Source organism: Mannheimia sp. USDA-ARS-USMARC-1261, from assembly GCF_000521605.1.
Classification (GTDB): domain Bacteria; phylum Pseudomonadota; class Gammaproteobacteria; order Enterobacterales; family Pasteurellaceae; genus Mannheimia; species Mannheimia indoligenes.
Map to the genome: position 1 here is coordinate 1,974,657 of NZ_CP006942.1, position 16,627 is coordinate 1,991,283.

A 16,627-nucleotide genomic window follows, 5' to 3' on the forward strand; every position below is an offset into this window, starting at 1 on the left:
TAGATTGCAACAAGCGGTCGTTTTTGTAAAATTTTTTGCAAAAATTACCGCTTGTAATAACGCACTAACGTGCTACATTTTTCTCTAACTCTTTGAAATATTTAACTGTTTTAACTTTCAACTCTTGCGTTGCCGGTTCATCACACACCACAATACCACGGCGGTGTAATTGCAAGCAGCTGATGGTCCAAAGGTGATTTACTGCCCCTTCCACACAAGCCTGTAGTGCCAGAGCTTTATTATGACCTGTAACTAAAATCATCACTTCTTCCGCATCAAGCAATGTGCCAACGCCCACGGTTAAGGCAAATTTTGGCACTTGGCTGACATCATTATCAAAGAAACGAGAGTTTGCAATACGAGTATCTTCCGTTAATGTTTTGATACGAGTGCGGGAAGAGAGCGAAGAGGCTGGCTCATTAAACGCAATATGACCATCAACGCCCACACCGCCCATAAAGAGGTGGATTTTGCCGTAAGAGCGGATTTTCTCTTCATAACGTGCACATTCTGCGTCCACATCTTCCGCCATACCGTTTAAGATATTGATATTTTCAAGCGGTACATCTACGTGGTCAAAGAAATGTTTGAACATAAAGCTGTGGTAGCTTTCAGGATGTTCCTTAGGTAAGCCAACATATTCATCCATATTAAACGTTACCACATTTTTAAAGCTCACTTCCCCTGCTTGGTAGAGTTTAATTAATTCTTTATAGGTTTTTTCAGGGGTGCCGCCTGTCGGCAAGCCAAGTACAAAGGGTTTCTCTTTAGTTGGTTTGAATGCATTAATACGATCAACAATATAACGAGCAGCCCAAACACTCACATCTTGAGCAGTTTCTAACGGAATTAAACGCATAACATCTCCTTAAATTTTATTTTTGAGAAAAATACTTCATTTTTTTCATTTTAATGAAATATAACTTCAAATGCTATGTTTTATACGGTTTATTGTGATCTAGATCACATAAAATGTAAGCGGTTTAATTTTCGTAAAAAATCACAAAAATCAAACCGCTTGTCACTTAAATAGACTGAGCCGAAACCGCATTTTGGTAGCCAAACTGTCGCCACGCCTCATACACCACCACCGCCACAGAATTGGATAAATTCATACTGCGGCTGTCTTGGCACATTGGAATACGGATTTTTTGCGACATCGGCATTTCCGCCAATAATGGTTTTGGAATCCCTCGACTTTCCGGTCCGAACATTAAAAAATCGCCTAATTCATATTTCACATCACTGTGATTTTGCTCTCCTCGAGTGGTTAAAGCAAATAAGCGTTTCGGTTTGGCTCGTTCTAAAAAATCCTCAAAATTTTTGTATTTTTGGATATTCACAAATTCGTGGTAATCCAAGCCCGAACGGCGAAGTTTTTTGTCGTCCCAAGCAAAGCCAAACGGCTCAATCATATGCAAACGGAATCCGCAATTTGCACACAGGCGGATAATATTGCCGCTGTTTTGCGGAATTTCAGGTTCGTATAAAACAATGTCTAACATTTTACATTCCAGTCGAAAATGTAGGGGCAAAACATTTTTTGCCCCTACGCTAAATATTATAAATGCTTCACAATCCAACAATTATGAATCTGCGGATTACGCTCAAAATCAAGCGGTAGGGTTTTGTGCGAAATATTTTCCGCTTGCAAGCCCAACGCTGCCAAGCCGTCAAAATCCATTTTAAAACCCCGTTTGTTGTTGGAGAAAACGATAGTACCGTCTGCCGTTAAAATGCGTTTGAGCTGAGTCATCAGCTTAATGTGATCTCGTTGCACGTCCCAGCTATCTTCCATTCGTTTTGAGTTCGAGAACGTAGGCGGATCAACGAAAATCAGCTCAAAACTCTCACGGCACTCGGCAAGCCATTGCAAGCAATCCGCTTGGAATAAACGGTTGTTGCGAAGTGGTAAATTGTTCAGCTCTAAATTTTGCTCTGCCCAGTTCAAATAGGTGTTGGACATATCCACTGTGGTAGTCGATTTTGCTCCGTTTAGGGCGGCGTGGATCGTTGCCGAACCGGTGTAGGCAAACAGATTCAGGAAGTTTTTTCCTTTCGCCATTTCCCCCACCATTTTACGGGTTAAGCGGTGGTCTAAGAACAAGCCGGTATCCAAATAATCAGTTAAGTTCACCCACAGTTTCGCCCCGTATTCATTCACGAAGAAATAGTCGCCTTTATTAGCCAACTTCTCGTATTGATTTGTGCCTTTTTGTTTTTGGCGAACTTTTAGCACTAATTTATTGGTTTCCACGCCGGTTACATAAAGGGTGGCAGAAACTGCATCCAGCAAGCGTTGGCGGGCTTTTTGTTCATCAATACTTTTCGGTGCTTGGTATTCTTGCACCACGATGTGATCGCCATATCTGTCCACCGCCAAATTATACTCTGGCAAGTCGGCATCGTATAAACGATAGGCATCAATGCCCTGCTGTTTTGCCCATTTCTCGACTTTTTTGATATTTTTGGCAAGGCGATTGGCAAAGTCCGGTGCAACTTGAGCATTTTGCTCAAATTGTAAATTTTCATCCAAATCTGACCGCTTGTTATTTTCGCTGATCAGGTAATTTTTCTGCACACAGTCCAACGGACCGTTTTTCGCTTTGAATTGACGTGCCGAACGCAGACGCAAGCAGTTCAGCAACTCTGGCTCGCCACTAAAAATGGAGGCATTCCAGCCGGCAAATTGTTGTTTTAAGCGTTGTCCGAAAACCGAGTAAAGGGCGATTAATGCCGGTGTTGTACCTAAACGCTCACCATAAGGTGGGTTACACACTACTGTGCCAATCTGCTCGGGAATCGGATTCTTCAACGCTGCTACATCGCCTTGCAGCCATTGAATGAGATGATCCACACCGGCGTTTTTTGCGTTCTGTTTAGCTTTGGCAAGCACTCGGTGATCGAGGTCAAAGCCAAAGAACATCGGGGTTTCGGGCGAATTGCAATTCGCCACTACGTTATTAAATGCCTCGTCTAGCACCTCTTTCCAAACCGCTTGTTGATGTCCTTTCCACGCATTAAAGCCCCAATATTTACGGTGAAGTTGTGGAGCAATATTTGCCGCCATTTGAGCAGCCTCAATTAACAACGTGCCTGAACCGCACATCGGATCGACCAACGGTGTGCCTTTTTGCCAACCGGAACGTAGAATAATCGCCGCCGCCAAGGTTTCACGCAAAGGGGCTTTACCGGTATCTTCACGATAACCTCGAATGTGTAACGCATCGCCACTTAAATCAAGCGACACCACAAGATTTTCACGATCTAAATAGACGTGAATACGCACATCGGGGTTCTCTTTATCCACCGTTGGGCGAGCGAAACCTTTACGCTCAAAATAATCGACAATGCCGTCTTTCACTCGCATTGCTCCAAATTGGGTATTGCGGATTTCTCGGTTTGTGCCGTTGAAATCAATATAGAACGTATCCCGTGGGTCAAACAATTCTGTCCAATTAAATGAAACGATAGAGGCATATAAATCGGTATCGCTAAAAATTTTAGTGCTGATTAACGGCAATAAAATGCGAGAGGCTAAACGGCTGTGTAACAACGCCTGATAAGCCCCTTTTTGAGTGGTGGTGAAATGCACACCGCCTTGGGCGACTTTGCATTCTGCCCCGCAGATCTGCTCGAGTTCGGTTTTAAGCATTTCCTCAAAACCTCGGGCTGCGGTGGCGAAATAAGTAGTTTGATTTGTCATTATGGTTTTTCTCACAGAAAATTTTGCCCCATTATAGCCGAACAAGCGGTCTTTTTCTTGCAAAGTTTTGCAATTTCTTGATGAATTAAAAACTTAGCTAAGATCAAAAAAGAAGCATTTACTAAAATCGTAAACTTGCTATTTTGCAGTAATAATTGCAGAATTAACCGATTACGATTATGAAGAAAAAGAAAGGAGAAAGAAATGACAACTCCAACAACGATTTTATTAATTGATGATCACCCGTTAATGCGTCAAGGTATGCGTCAGCTATTGGAACTTGACGACCAATTTTCTGTAGTGGGCGAAGCCAGCAACGGCACAGATGGCATCAAACTTGCTCTACAACTTGAGCCGGATGTGATTATTTTAGACTTGAATATGAGAGGTATTTCCGGGCTAGATACCTTACGTTCACTGCGTTCTCAAGGCGTAGACGCTCGTATTATTATGCTAACGGTTTCTGATGAGCAATCAGACGTATTCGCCTTAATGGATGCCGGTGTGGATGGCTACTTACTAAAAGATACCGATACCCCGGAATTGTTAGATAATATCCGTAGAGCTGCCGCAGGTGAAGTCGTATTAAGCGAAACCGTTCGCCAGCACTTGTTAAACCGCCAACCGGAAAATGATCCGCTAAGCTGCTTAACCGATCGTGAGCTGGATGTATTGCAGTGGATCGCAACCGGTATGTCAAACAAACAAATCGCCGCCCAGCTCTTTATTTCCGAAGAAACGGTAAAAGTACATATCCGCAACTTGCTGCGTAAGCTCAATGTTCACTCCCGTGTCGCTGCAACCGTGCTTTATTTAGAACAACAGAAAGGCTAAGTTAAAGCATACAGAAGAGATAAAAAAATGCTGAATAACTTAACATTATTCAGCATTTTTGTTTATCTGATGAATGGAATCTCGTAATACTAACTCGGGTTCTAGCATTATAGTTTGAAAATCCTTTGCTTGAGAGCGTATTCGTTTTAATAAGGTTTCAACTGCAAGTTGCCCTAATTCCGCTTTGGACTGGCTGATGGTAGAAAGCGGTGGTGAGAGGTATTTTGCCAGTTCAATATCATCGTAACCAATAATTGAAATATCCTTCGGTATACTTAATCCGTGCTGCCAAATGGCTTGGTAAGCACCAAAAGCGATAGTATCACTACAGGCAAAAACCGCCGTTGGTTTTTTAGATTGAGTAAGCAAACTATTCATTCCTGCAAGCCCACCTGCAAAATCAAAATGGCTTTCAATAATCCAATTTGGGTTGAGTGGAATATTTGCCTCATATAACGCTTTTTTGTAGCCCTCTAAACGGTTTTTTGCCAATGATTTTTTCAGATTTCCGGTAATTATAGCTATGTCAGAATGCCCTGCATCAATCAAGGTTTTTGTTGCAAGATAGCCACCAGATGTTGAATTTTCAAAAATTTTATCCGCATTCAATTCCGTAAACCACCAGTCCACAACCACCATCGGCAGAGGAATATTTAGGCTCTCATCAGTATTCAATCTGGCATCACCACACATTAGTAGTAAGCCATCAACTTTACGTTGAATAAGTGTTTGTAAATGATGCTGTAAACGTTCCGCATCACCATTGGTGGTGGCAATAATCAGGTTGTAGTGATTTTGCTGACAATACTGCTCAACACCTGCCATCACTTCCGCAAAAAATGGGTTACTGGTGGCGGTAACCAGCATACCGATAGTTTTGGTTTCATTGACTTTTAGGCTGCGAGCCAATGCAGAAGGCGTATAATTCAGCTCTTTAACCACCTTCTGAACTTTTTCCCGAATTTCTTCACTCACAAAACGGCTGTTGTTGATGACGTGGGAAACCGTTGAGGTCGAAACCTGTGCGAGGCGTGCGATGTCCTTCATTGTTGCCATTTGCAAAATTCCTTAGAAAAACGACCGCTTGTTACTGCTTACTCAAAAAATCTAAGGCTTCTTGACGGCTTGGAATAGACGGCTGAGCTCCTTTTCGGGTTACGCTAATCGCAGCGGCTGCGTGTGCAAAACGAATTGCCTCATTAAGCGGTTTATCTTCTAACATTGCGGTAACCAATGCACCGTTAAAGGTATCTCCTGCTGCAGTCGTATCAACTGCATTAACACGAAAACCCGCTACAATTTCGCCTTGTCCGTTTTCACTCACAAAAACACCTTTTGAACCCAGTGTAATCAGCACTTTCTCAATACCTTTTTGGTGGAAGGCTTGAGCTGCCAGCTTCGCACTTGTTTCATCAACTACTTTTATACCCGTTAACATTTCCGCCTCTGTTTCATTTGGGGTAATCATATCTAGCAGGCTTAGTAGCTCATCAGGTAATGCTCTGGCAGGTGCAGGATTCAGCACTACTTGCGTGTTATTTTCTTTGGCGATTTTCGCTGCTTGAATAATCGCAGGTAAAGGGGTTTCTAACTGCATTAATAAGCAATCAGCTTGTGTAATTTCCGATTGAAATTCAGCCACAACGGTTTCATCTAAATGTCCGTTCGCACCTGCCGAAATCACAATACTGTTTTCGCCAGATTCTGCTACTTGAATCATTGCGATACCGGTCATTTCATTTGACACCGATTTAATCGGGCGAGTATTAATATCGTCTTTCTCAAACGCAGTTTTCATTGCTTTACCGATGCCATCATCACCAATGCAGCCGATAAAAGATACTTTTGCCCCAAGCCTAGCTGCCGCAACCGCCTGATTCGCTCCTTTACCGCCATAAGCAATGTGATAGCTATGCCCAGTCAAGGTTTCTCCCGGTTTAGCAAAATAGGGAACGGAAATAACGTGATCAGCGTTAATGCTGCCGAGTACGGTGAGATTTTTCATAGTAAGTCCTTAGTTGCCAAAATCTTTGCTTGCCCAGCACGGCAAAGCCGTACCGGGTTAAGCATAATTCAGCCCTTCTGGGGCTTTAAAGCGATTATTTTGTGATAACTTTTAAATCTACTGGGATTTTCGCTTCTACTTTTTCGCCTTTTAACACTTTGTCAGCAGTTTCCACGCCAAGTGAGCCGATTAAGTCTGGTTGTTGAGCGATAGTTGCCGCTAATTTACCACTTTCTACTGCTTTTACACCATCATCTGTGCCATCAAAGCCAACGATTAATACCTCTTTCTTCGCCGCACCTACTGCACGTAATGCACCTAATGCCATTTCATCATTTTGAGCGAAAATCGCTTGTACATCCGATTTACTCGCTAATAAGTTTTCGGTTACATTCAAGCCTTTTGTACGGTCAAAATCTGCCGGTTGGCTTGCTAATACATTGAATTTATGAGCATCAATCGCTTGCTTAAAGCCTTCTCCACGTTCACGAGCGGCTGATGTACCCGCAATACCTTCTAATTGGATCACTTTCGCACCCTCACCTAATTTCTGTGCGATGAAATCACCTGCCATTTTACCACCGGCTACGTTATCTGAAGCAATATGGCTCACTACATCGCCTTTTGCCGCACCACGGTCTAAAGTAATGACAGGAATTTTATTACGATTTGCAATTGCTACCGCATTTCCGACCGCTTCCGAATCGGTTGGGTTGATTAAAAGCACTTTTGCACCACGCACAGTTAAGTCTTCTACGTTAGAAAGTTCTTTTGCCGGGTCATTTTGTGAATCAAGCACCACTAATTTGTAGCCTAATTCATCCGCTTTCTTTTGAGCCCCATCTTTAAGGCTCACGAAAAATGGATTATCCAAAGTTGATACGGCTAATGCAATGGTATCTTTTGCTGAAGCCGTAGCGACAACAGATAAACTCAACATAATTGCTGAAGCGATAGTTGTTAATTTTTTCATAGAAAATCTCCTTTGAAGATGCTTACACTTTTTTAGTACCTAAATAATTATCAGCTAATACGGCTGCTAAAATCACCAACGCTTTAGCAATCATCTGATAATATGAAGAAATATCCAATAAGTTGAGAGCATTGTTTAAGAAACCGATAATTAATGCCCCAACTAATGTCCCCATTACACGCCCTTTTCCGCCCATCAGGCTTGTTCCGCCTACTACCACTGCTGCAATTGCATCTAATTCATAAGAAACGCCTGCTGTTGGCTGTGCAGAAGAAAGGCGTGAAGTTACAATTAAGCCTGCCAGTGCGGATAAAAAGCCGCTTACTGCAAAAACGAAAATTTTTATTTTATTAACATTAATTCCTGAAAGCTGAGTTGCTGATTCATTTCCACCTAAGGCATAAATATAACGACCGATCGGTGTATGTTTTAAGATATACCAAGCTATGGCGAACACGATTGCCATAATCCAAATTGGGAACGGAATACCGAATAAATAACCTGTACCAATGAAAGAAAACGCATCGGCTTGCTCAGAAAAACCTGTACTAATTGGTTTACCATCGGTATAAACCATTGTGATACCACGCAGTAATGTCATTGTAACCAACGTTGCAATAAAGGCTTGGACTTTACCTTTCGCTACAATCGCACCACTAATTCCACCAAAAGCTGTACCGAGTAATAATACTAATGGAATAACCAGGAAAATCGGTAATTCAGAACCGACTAAAGAGGCGGCAACCGCTCCTGTTAAAGCTAAAACAGAACCAACCGATAAATCAATCCCGGCGATTAAAATCACGAACGTCATTCCTACTGCAATAATCGCATTCACAGAAGTTTGGCGTAAAATATTGAGAATGTTATCTACACTGAAGAAATCGGGGTTAATCATTGAAACAATGATGATTAAAACAAATAAGGCAACAAAAGAGCGTTGCTCTATTAAAAATTTTCCTAGTTGAAATTTATTTGCTTGAGTTGTCATAAGAACACCTTAATTTAATACCGTATTTTTACCGATAGCTGCTGCCAACAATTTTTCTTGAGTTGCTTCTTCACGCAAAAATTCTGCACTAATTCTGCCTTCGTGCATCACTAATATGCGATCACTCATTCCAAGCACTTCCGGCATATCAGATGAAACCATTAAAATACTTAATCCATCTTTTTTAAACTCATTGATTAATTGGTAAATCTCTTTTTTCGCCCCAACATCAACACCACGCGTTGGCTCGTCTAAAATCAACACATTTGGACGAGTCATCAAGCCTTTGGCTATCGCCACTTTTTGCTGATTACCGCCGGAAAGTAGCCCGATTTGCTGATCTCGACTTGGTGTTTTGATGTTAAACATCAAGATAAAATCATCAACTGCCAATCTTTCTGCATCGTGTCGAATTGATCCACCTTTGGAGAAATGATCTAATGAAGTCAAAGACATATTTTCTTTTACCGACATTCCCAAAATCAGCCCATCGCCTTTACGATCCTCTGAGATATACACAATACCGTTATCCAATCCATCTTGCGGACACTTATTGGAAATCATTTTTCCTTTTAGCTCAATCGTACCTGCGGTTTTTGGTAATGCCCCATAAAGTACTTTCATTAACTCGGTACGTCCAGCTCCCATTAGCCCTGAAATGCCGACAATTTCGCCTTTATGTAACTGAAACGAAACATCATTCACACCACTTCCACTTAGGTTTTTCACATCAAGAAGTAGTTCGCCACGTTCTTGCTGTAGATGAGGATACTGTTCTTCTAAACGGCGACCAACCATCATTTCAATCAATTTATCTTCATCAATATCGGCAATCACTTGCTCTCCGATAAATTGACCATCACGAAGCACAGTAACATCATCGCAAATCTGGAAAATTTCTTTTAAACGGTGTGAAATATACACAATGCCTCGATTTTCTGCTTTCAGTTCGTGAATTACTTTAAATAAGGCTTCTGTTTCAGTATCCGTTAATGCATCAGTTGGCTCGTCCATAATAATCACTTTAGACTCAAAACTAAGTGCTTTGGCAATTTCCACCATTTGTTGCTCACCGATGGATAATTCAGAACAGAGCTGATGACTGCTGTGTTTCACACCAAGTCGAGCGAGTAATTTATCCGCCTCCGCATACATTTTTTTCCAATCAATCGATCCCCAAGCGGTTCTAAATTCACGCCCAAGAAAAATGTTTTCCGCAATGGTTAAATTACCGACTAAGTTAAGCTCTTGGTGGATAATGCTAATTCCAGCTTCTTGAGAATGTTTCGGACCTTTGAAAGTAACCTCTTGCCCCAAATAACTGATTGAACCCGCATCTTTACTGTAAATACCCGTCAATACTTTCATTAACGTTGATTTACCAGCCCCATTCTCGCCCATTAATGCCATTACTCGCCCGGAATACACAGACAGACAAGCATTACTTAGAGCTTTTACACCCGGGAAAGATTTATCAATCCCATTCATTTTTAATAAGGTTTCCATCATTCCACCTTAAAACGGCACGCCTGAATATAAAATAATGTTGGCATAAGGTGAACATTCGCCTGTACGCACAACGGCTTTGCTATAGTGAGTCTGCTCTTTAAAGATTTCGTGATTGACATAATCGACTTGAATTTTATTCTGTTGTGCTTGCTCAAGTTGAGCTAAACGCTCTAAAAGATCAGCTAAAATCTGTGGATTTTTTTGCTTAATTTCTTCCGCAATCAACACACGCTCAACAAAAAGCTCATCTACCACAACATCAAACGTCTGTAAAAAACTTGGCACACCGGCAGTTAAAGCTAAATCAATTCTCTCTACTTCATTTGGAATAGGTAATCCTGCATCACAAATAGTTAAACTGTCGGTATGACCCAGTGTAGCAATACTATGTGAAAGTTGTGCATTAAGATTTGTTGTTTTTTTCATCTCAATTTCCCTTTATTTCGCTTCATTATAATTGGAAAACACTCCATCGAAACGTTTCGATGAGATCATAAAAAATTTTTCCCCAACGATAAACAACCAAATTGCAAAAATGTGAAGTAGTTCAAATTATTTTGCTTTATAATAGGTAAAATCTAGTTACAAGCGGTCGATTTAGTAAAAAAATTTACAAATTCCACCGCTTGTTTAATTTTATTTTCTCCACACAAACTTATGGCTTTATTAATTACCCACAAATGTACCAACTGCGATATGTGCTTGCCCGAATGCCCGAATGATGCAATTTCGGTGGGCAATGATATCTATGTGATCGACCCCGTACTCTGCACGGAATGTGTCGGGCATTACGACAAGCCAACCTGCCAAAAAGTTTGCCCGATCACCAACTGTATTATTACAGATCCTGATCATATCGAAACCGAAGAGCAACTTTGGGAGCGATTTGTAATGATTCATCACCCGGATAAAATATAAAAAAACGGTCATATTACTATGACCGTTCCTTTTACTCGCTTTCTTCCAAACTATACGGCAGTTTTGCCATCTGCAAATTCACGCCATTTACTTTAAATTGACCATCGGGTTCTATCTCTTTATTCAGCACAACTTGAACCCATAACGTGCTGTCGTGTACTGAGCTCGATAATACTGTTCCTGTGCTTTTCCAGTTTTCTCCTAACTGCATTTCAACCGCTGAACTCGGTTCAGGTAGAGCAACTTCACCTTCAAATTTGCCCACAAGGGTAAATAACGCTCGTTTGTTTGCTCCACGATATTTCGCTCTCGCCACCGTTTCTTGCCCGATATAGCAACCTTTAGTGAAAGAAATCGCATTTTCCAGCAGCTGTAAATTTGCCGCTTGTGGAATCAGTTCAAACTGATTGGCTTTCAATAAAACAGGAATACCGTCTTGAATATCCATTAACGTCCAAAGTTGTCCATCTGCATTAGTTTCAAGTTGTTCACCCCAAACAATTGCTCGTTTTTGCCCTTGTGTAAGCATTAAAGCGGTCGTTTTTTCACTTAATTTTGCAAATGCTTCTTCGCCTGCCACGCCATAAATTGGGGTGTCTAATTCGGTGAAAGTAACTTTTGAGAACACCGCATATTTTTTTAATTGCGTTAGGGCTTCGGGCATCAAATCACGATGGATAATGGCAATAAATTTTTCAGTTTCCGCACGATACAAACGCAGTAACGCACTCATTTTGCCCTTTGGATCACAATGGCTGGTTAGCGTATGGCTGCCTACCTCAATTTTTGCGACATCACAGGTTAATTGTCCTTGTAGATATTTCTCTGCATCTACGCCTGAAATATCAATTAGACAATATTGGGAAAGTTGCATACGCAGTTCAGGGTAAGCTTGGCTCACTTTACAACTCAATGTCATATTTTGTTCCTATTCTAAATTCTGAATTTGCTCACGCATTTGTTCGATTAACACTTTAAGTTCCACCGCAGAATTAGTTACTTCTGCATTAATGGATTTTGACGCAAGCGTGTTCGATTCACGGTTAAGCTCTTGCATCATAAAATCTAATTTACGCCCCACTGCTCCACCTTTTTTCAGAATATTGGTGGTTTCTTTAACGTGGAGTTGCAAGCGGTCTAATTCTTCCGCCACATCCACACGTTGAGCAAGCAGCACCATTTCTTGCTCTAAACGTTGTGGCTCAAGCTGTAAATTCAGCTCATCAAAACGTTGCTGTAAACGCTCTTTCTGCCATTGCAGAATTTCAGGCATTAAGGTTTGTACTTTCGCTGCCTCAACAGAAATTGCCTCTAAACGCTGTTGAATTAAGGCTTGCACGTTTTCACCTTCTCTCGCACGCATCGCAATGAAATCAGCAAGAATTTGTTCAAAACCGTCTAATAGATCTTGGGTGATTTGGTCTAAATCTTGGCTTTCCGTATCCACCACGCCCGGAAAACGCAACACATCAACAAGATTGATTTCGCCCTCATTTGCAGTTTCTTTAATCCATTTAAGCGATTGAATCACCTGCTCGGCATAGCCTTTATTTAACGCAATTTCACTGTTTTGGGTTTTGCTTAAATCGATACGCAAACTACATTCTACCTTGCCACGGGTTAAAGCGGAACGTAGGCGTTCACGCAAAGTCATTTCAAGGTTGCGGAACTGCTCCGGTAGGCGGAAATAGGTTTCTAAAAATCGTTGGTTTACCGAGCGAATTTCCCACACTGCATTGCCCCACTCCTTTTTAATTTCTAAATGGGCAAAGGCTGTCATACTATAAATCATTGTTATTCCTTGTGTTTTTATATTATTGGGCGGAAAATATTCCGCCCCTACAAATCTTGCTAAAGAAAAATCACATTCTACTGTTTTCTTTGTTAAAATGGTAAAAATTTTAGCAAAAAGGAAAAGAAAATGCGTCCAAATAATCGAGCAAATAACCAAGTTAGAGAAATTAAAATTACCCGTAACTACACCCGTTACGCTGAAGGTTCGGTGTTAATTGAGTTCGGCGAAACCAAAGTGTTATGTAACGCCACGGTGGAAGAAACCGTGCCTCGCTTTTTAAAAGGTCAGCAACAAGGCTGGGTTACGGCTGAATATGGAATGTTGCCTCGAGCAACCCATTCTCGCACCCAACGTGAAGCGGCAAAAGGCAAACAAGGCGGACGCACAATGGAAATTCAACGCTTAATCGCCCGTTCTTTGCGTGCGGTAGTGGATTTAAAAGCCTTAGGCGAACGTACCGTAACGGTTGATTGCGATGTTATCCAAGCAGACGGTGGCACTCGCACCGCATCTATCACGGGGGCTTGCGTGGCATTATATGATGCAATGAATAAATTAGTGGCAAACGGCACATTGAAAACCAACCCAATGAAAGGTTTAGTGGCGGCAATTTCTGTCGGTATTGTAGAAGGTGAAGCCGTGTGCGATTTAGAATATGTGGAAGATTCCAACGCTGAAACCGATATGAATGTGGTGATGGTGGAAGATGGTCGTTTGGTAGAAGTACAAGGTACAGCCGAAGGTGAGCCGTTCTCTCACGAGGAATTACTGACTTTATTAGATCTCGCCAAACAAGGCATTGCTCAATTAGTGGATACTCAACATAAAGCGTTGGCAGAATAATCAGAAAATTTTGGCAAAAAAAGACCGCTTGCAAGCCTGTTTAGGGCTATACAAGCGGTCTTTTTTAGTCGATTTTTTGCAAATTACAAATCATCAATCACAAGGTAAATTTTATTCACCGGCCCGTGTACACCAACAACTTTAATCAACTCAATATCTGCCGTAGCTGATGGACCTGAAATGATATTAACACAAGATGGCATTCTTTCGCCGCGTTGTGCTTTTTCGTGCAGGATTTGAGCCAGTTGAGCAACACGAGGGAGTACAGTGCTTTTGCGTAACACTACCACCGATTTTTCAGGCAGTAAGCTTACAGAACGACCGAACTCTTTATCGGAAAATAACACAATACCACCAGACTCCGCCAAGCCATATTCGCCATATACTACGCCGATATTCGCATTTTGGGCTTTTTCAAAGTTGGTTTCTGATTGGTTATAATCCCAAACATAGCTGTCTTCGTATTTTGCTTGGATTGCTGAGGTGATACCAAGATCTTTTAAGCGTTGATCGTTATTGATGATCACACTTGCACCACCATATTTTTCGCAGATCTCAATGATGGTTTGCGGTAGATCCGCTTCCTTAGCTTCCACTACATCTGCCATCATTACACGAGCAAAGTCAATAAACTCTTGGCAAAGCTGTGGTTGAGCACGGTCAGTTAAACGGGTGATCGCGTGGTTGTTTTCCAACACAGGCATTGGCTCAGGCACATTTTGGCGTGGTCTGCCCATACGCTGTGCCAATTTATTTAAGAAATTTTCACGATTTTGTAAATCCATCTTAATTTTCCTCTTAACCTCTGTTGTTGAACCAATCACGGAAGCTCTCGCCCTCTGGTTGAGGTAAATCACGAGCTTTTGTCCATTCGCCTAATGCACCAAAATTCACAGGGGCTTTACCGTTTTTAATGAATTTGCTTGCGACTTTTGCCCCTACATTCATACCCACTTTCCAAAGTGTTGGGTGGGAGTTAGCAAAGTTGAAGCCGAAAATCGATAAACGTTCTGCCATTGGTGTTAAGCCAGCGTCCGCAATTTTCTCACGGTGTTTTAAGATGAGCTGAGCCAGTGGAATTTTTACCGGGCAAACACTATTACACGCCGTACAGAGTGAACAGGCATACGGTAACTCTTTAAACTCTTCATAGCCACTTAATAATGGCGAAATTACCGAACCGATCGGACCCGGATAGATAGAACCGTAACCGTGTCCACCAATTTGACGATAAGCCGGGCAAGTATTCAAACAAGCACCACAGCGGATACAGCGTAAAACTTCTTGGAACTCGCTTTCTAAAATTTTAGAACGACCGTTATCCACAATCACTAAATGGAACTCTTCCGGACCATCGGTTTCGCCTTCAAGACGAGGACCTGTTAGCCAAGTATTATAAGCGGTTAATTTTGCCCCTACCGCACTGCGGGCAAGCATTGTAATTAACACATCCACTTCTTTGAAAGTGGGTGCAATACGCTCCATACCCATTACCGCAATATGCGTTTTTGGCACAGTCGTTGCCATACGCAAGTTACCTTCGTTTGTTACTAAGCAAACAGAACCGGTTTCCGGCACAGCAAAGTTACAACCTGAAATGCCGATATCCGCTTCTAAGAAATCTTCACGGATTTTTTGGCGAACAAATGCCGTCATCTCTTCCGGTGTTTCTGAACCTTCATAGCCTAGCACATCGTGCATTTCTTGACGGATTCTATGGCGATCTTTATGGATTGCTGGAACAACGATGTGGGAAGGCTTATCACCCACAATTTGCAGTAAATATTCACCTAGGTCGGTTTCCACCACCTTAATGCCTTCTGCCTCTAAAACGTGGTTCATGCCGATCTCTTCGGTTACCATTGATTTAGATTTTACAATCTTTTTCGCGTTTTTCGCTTTCGCCACATTTTTGATGTAATTTGTTGCTTCTTCTGCTGTTTCTGCGAAGAAAACGTGCCCGCCGTTTTGAGTTACTTTTTCACTTAATTGGTAAAGGTAAGCATCAAGGTTGGCTAAAACGTGATTACGAATTGCTTTCGCATCATCACGCCACTCTTCCCAATTGCCTAACTCGTCCACCATACGCTGACGGTTTGCACCGATAGTTTCTTGAGCTTTTACTAAAGCTTTACGAACAACTTCATTATTAACCTGTTGTTCAACACGTTGCTTAAAAGGCAGGGTATTGGTTTGTAAATAAGACATATTATTTTCCTCCCTGCATTAACACTTCTGCAATGTGCATCACTTTGATCTCTTTGCCTTCACGACTTAAGCGACCACCGATGTTCATCAAGCAGCTTACATCTGCCCCGATCAAATAATCCGGTTCATCAGTATCAATATTCGATACTTTCTCTTTTACCATTTCACCGGAAATTTCTGCCATTTTTACTGAGAATGTACCACCAAAACCACAGCAGGTTTCTTGGTTTTTAATTGGTAATAACTCTAAGCCTTTTACATTTCTTAATAAGGTAATCGGCTCTTCCTTAATACCTAATTTGCGGAATAAACTACAAGACGGATGATAAACCGCCTTACCCGGTAGGTAAGCCCCCACATCAGTAACACCTAATTTATTCACAATAAAATCGGTTAAATCGTGAAAGCGATCGGCTACCTTCTTCGCACGCACCGCCCATTCAGCTTCACCGAAACGTTCAAAATGCTCAGGGTAGGTTTTAATCGCATAAACACAAGAACCCGCAGGAGCAACAATCGGGTAATCATTTGCTTCAAAGGTTTCTACCAAGTTTTTCATACCCGATAAAGCTTGCTTTGTATATCCACTATTAATTGCAGGTTGCCCACAGCACCCCTGCTTTTCTAAAAAGGTGATTTTACAACCTAATTTTTCCAATAAAAGTACGGAGTTTTTCGCAACCCTTGCTTTCATCACATCTGCAATGCAGGTTACATAGAAATTAACGTTCATAAAGAACCCCACAATAAAAATAAAAATAAGAATTAAACTCAGACTGCCCTTTTTAAGACAGAGAAAGGAAGGGCGATTTGCAAAACATCAGCAAAATCTGACCGCTTCCTTT

The 16,627-nt window shown here is 41.6% G+C and carries 17 protein-coding genes; 3 read left to right on the forward strand and 14 right to left on the reverse strand.

Annotation, left to right across the window (positions count from 1 at the left end; all coding sequences use genetic code 11):
• Nucleotides 1-64 precede the first annotated feature (64 nt).
• From nagB to rlmKL, 3 genes are all read right to left on the reverse strand, one after another.
• Complete coding sequence (gene nagB, locus X781_RS09530) at nucleotides 65-859, reverse strand: glucosamine-6-phosphate deaminase (protein ID WP_025236645.1); 795 nt, start codon at nucleotides 857-859, stop codon at nucleotides 65-67.
• A gap of 166 nt (nucleotides 860-1,025) precedes the next feature.
• On the reverse strand, nucleotides 1,026-1,505 hold the full coding sequence (gene trmL / locus X781_RS09535; RefSeq protein WP_025236646.1) for a tRNA (uridine(34)/cytosine(34)/5-carboxymethylaminomethyluridine(34)-2'-O)-methyltransferase TrmL: 480 nt from the start codon (nucleotides 1,503-1,505) through the stop codon (nucleotides 1,026-1,028).
• A gap of 56 nt (nucleotides 1,506-1,561) precedes the next feature.
• The gene (gene rlmKL, locus X781_RS09540) at nucleotides 1,562-3,706 is read right to left on the reverse strand and encodes a bifunctional 23S rRNA (guanine(2069)-N(7))-methyltransferase RlmK/23S rRNA (guanine(2445)-N(2))-methyltransferase RlmL (RefSeq protein ID WP_025236647.1); all 2,145 of its coding nucleotides are present in this window, start codon (nucleotides 3,704-3,706) and stop codon (nucleotides 1,562-1,564) included.
• Between the two features lie 204 nt (nucleotides 3,707-3,910).
• On the opposite strand from rlmKL, the gene narL reads away from it, so the two are divergent.
• On the forward strand, nucleotides 3,911-4,540 hold the full coding sequence (narL, locus tag X781_RS09545; protein WP_025236648.1) for a two-component system response regulator NarL: 630 nt from the start codon (nucleotides 3,911-3,913) through the stop codon (nucleotides 4,538-4,540).
• A 45-nt stretch (nucleotides 4,541-4,585) separates the two neighbouring features.
• Here narL and X781_RS09550 read toward each other — a convergent pair whose 3' ends face one another.
• The 6 genes from X781_RS09550 to rbsD all read right to left on the reverse strand — a co-directional run bounded on the left by X781_RS09550 (nucleotide 4,586) and on the right by rbsD (nucleotide 10,444).
• The gene (locus X781_RS09550; protein WP_025236649.1) at nucleotides 4,586-5,596 is read right to left on the reverse strand and encodes a substrate-binding domain-containing protein; all 1,011 of its coding nucleotides are present in this window, start codon (nucleotides 5,594-5,596) and stop codon (nucleotides 4,586-4,588) included.
• 31 nt (nucleotides 5,597-5,627) lie between these two features.
• A complete protein-coding gene (gene rbsK, locus X781_RS09555) occupies nucleotides 5,628-6,545 on the reverse strand; it encodes a ribokinase (RefSeq protein WP_025236650.1) in 918 nt (305 codons plus the stop codon).
• A gap of 94 nt (nucleotides 6,546-6,639) precedes the next feature.
• The gene (rbsB, locus tag X781_RS09560; RefSeq protein WP_025236651.1) at nucleotides 6,640-7,518 is read right to left on the reverse strand and encodes a ribose ABC transporter substrate-binding protein RbsB; all 879 of its coding nucleotides are present in this window, start codon (nucleotides 7,516-7,518) and stop codon (nucleotides 6,640-6,642) included.
• 22 nt (nucleotides 7,519-7,540) lie between these two features.
• The gene (rbsC, locus tag X781_RS09565; protein WP_025236652.1) at nucleotides 7,541-8,509 is read right to left on the reverse strand and encodes a ribose ABC transporter permease; all 969 of its coding nucleotides are present in this window, start codon (nucleotides 8,507-8,509) and stop codon (nucleotides 7,541-7,543) included.
• Nucleotides 8,510-8,518: 9 nt separating this feature from the next.
• Nucleotides 8,519-10,015: a ribose ABC transporter ATP-binding protein RbsA gene (rbsA, locus tag X781_RS09570; RefSeq protein ID WP_025236653.1), complete on the reverse strand. Its 1,497-nt coding sequence runs from the start codon at nucleotides 10,013-10,015 to the stop codon at nucleotides 8,519-8,521.
• Between the two features lie 9 nt (nucleotides 10,016-10,024).
• A complete protein-coding gene (gene rbsD, locus X781_RS09575) occupies nucleotides 10,025-10,444 on the reverse strand; it encodes a D-ribose pyranase (RefSeq protein WP_025236654.1) in 420 nt (139 codons plus the stop codon).
• Between the two features lie 231 nt (nucleotides 10,445-10,675).
• On the opposite strand from rbsD, the gene X781_RS12080 reads away from it, so the two are divergent.
• Nucleotides 10,676-10,936: a YfhL family 4Fe-4S dicluster ferredoxin gene (locus X781_RS12080; RefSeq protein ID WP_081732119.1), complete on the forward strand. Its 261-nt coding sequence runs from the start codon at nucleotides 10,676-10,678 to the stop codon at nucleotides 10,934-10,936.
• A gap of 31 nt (nucleotides 10,937-10,967) precedes the next feature.
• Here the strand turns inward: X781_RS12080 and ygfZ are convergent, their stop codons facing one another.
• Both ygfZ and X781_RS09590 read right to left on the reverse strand, forming a co-directional pair.
• Nucleotides 10,968-11,855, reverse strand: coding sequence for a CAF17-like 4Fe-4S cluster assembly/insertion protein YgfZ (gene ygfZ, locus X781_RS09585; protein ID WP_025236656.1), 888 nt, complete (start codon nucleotides 11,853-11,855; stop codon nucleotides 10,968-10,970).
• A 9-nt stretch (nucleotides 11,856-11,864) separates the two neighbouring features.
• Entirely contained in the window at nucleotides 11,865-12,728 is an 864-nt protein-coding gene (locus X781_RS09590) for a YicC/YloC family endoribonuclease (protein ID WP_025236657.1), read from the reverse strand.
• 129 nt (nucleotides 12,729-12,857) lie between these two features.
• Between X781_RS09590 and rph the strand changes: the two genes are divergently transcribed.
• A complete protein-coding gene (gene rph, locus X781_RS09595) occupies nucleotides 12,858-13,574 on the forward strand; it encodes a ribonuclease PH (RefSeq protein ID WP_025236658.1) in 717 nt (238 codons plus the stop codon).
• An 83-nt stretch (nucleotides 13,575-13,657) separates the two neighbouring features.
• Here rph and X781_RS09600 read toward each other — a convergent pair whose 3' ends face one another.
• The 3 genes from X781_RS09600 to X781_RS09610 are packed head-to-tail and all read right to left on the reverse strand — an operon-like array spanning nucleotide 13,658 to nucleotide 16,515.
• A complete protein-coding gene (locus X781_RS09600; protein ID WP_025236659.1) occupies nucleotides 13,658-14,359 on the reverse strand; it encodes a LutC/YkgG family protein in 702 nt (233 codons plus the stop codon).
• A gap of 13 nt (nucleotides 14,360-14,372) precedes the next feature.
• Entirely contained in the window at nucleotides 14,373-15,782 is a 1,410-nt protein-coding gene (locus tag X781_RS09605) for a LutB/LldF family L-lactate oxidation iron-sulfur protein (protein WP_025236660.1), read from the reverse strand.
• A gap of 1 nt (nucleotide 15,783) precedes the next feature.
• Nucleotides 15,784-16,515, reverse strand: a complete 732-nt coding sequence (locus X781_RS09610; RefSeq protein ID WP_025236661.1) for a (Fe-S)-binding protein — start codon at nucleotides 16,513-16,515, stop codon at nucleotides 15,784-15,786.
• Between the last annotated feature and the right edge of the window lie 112 nt (nucleotides 16,516-16,627).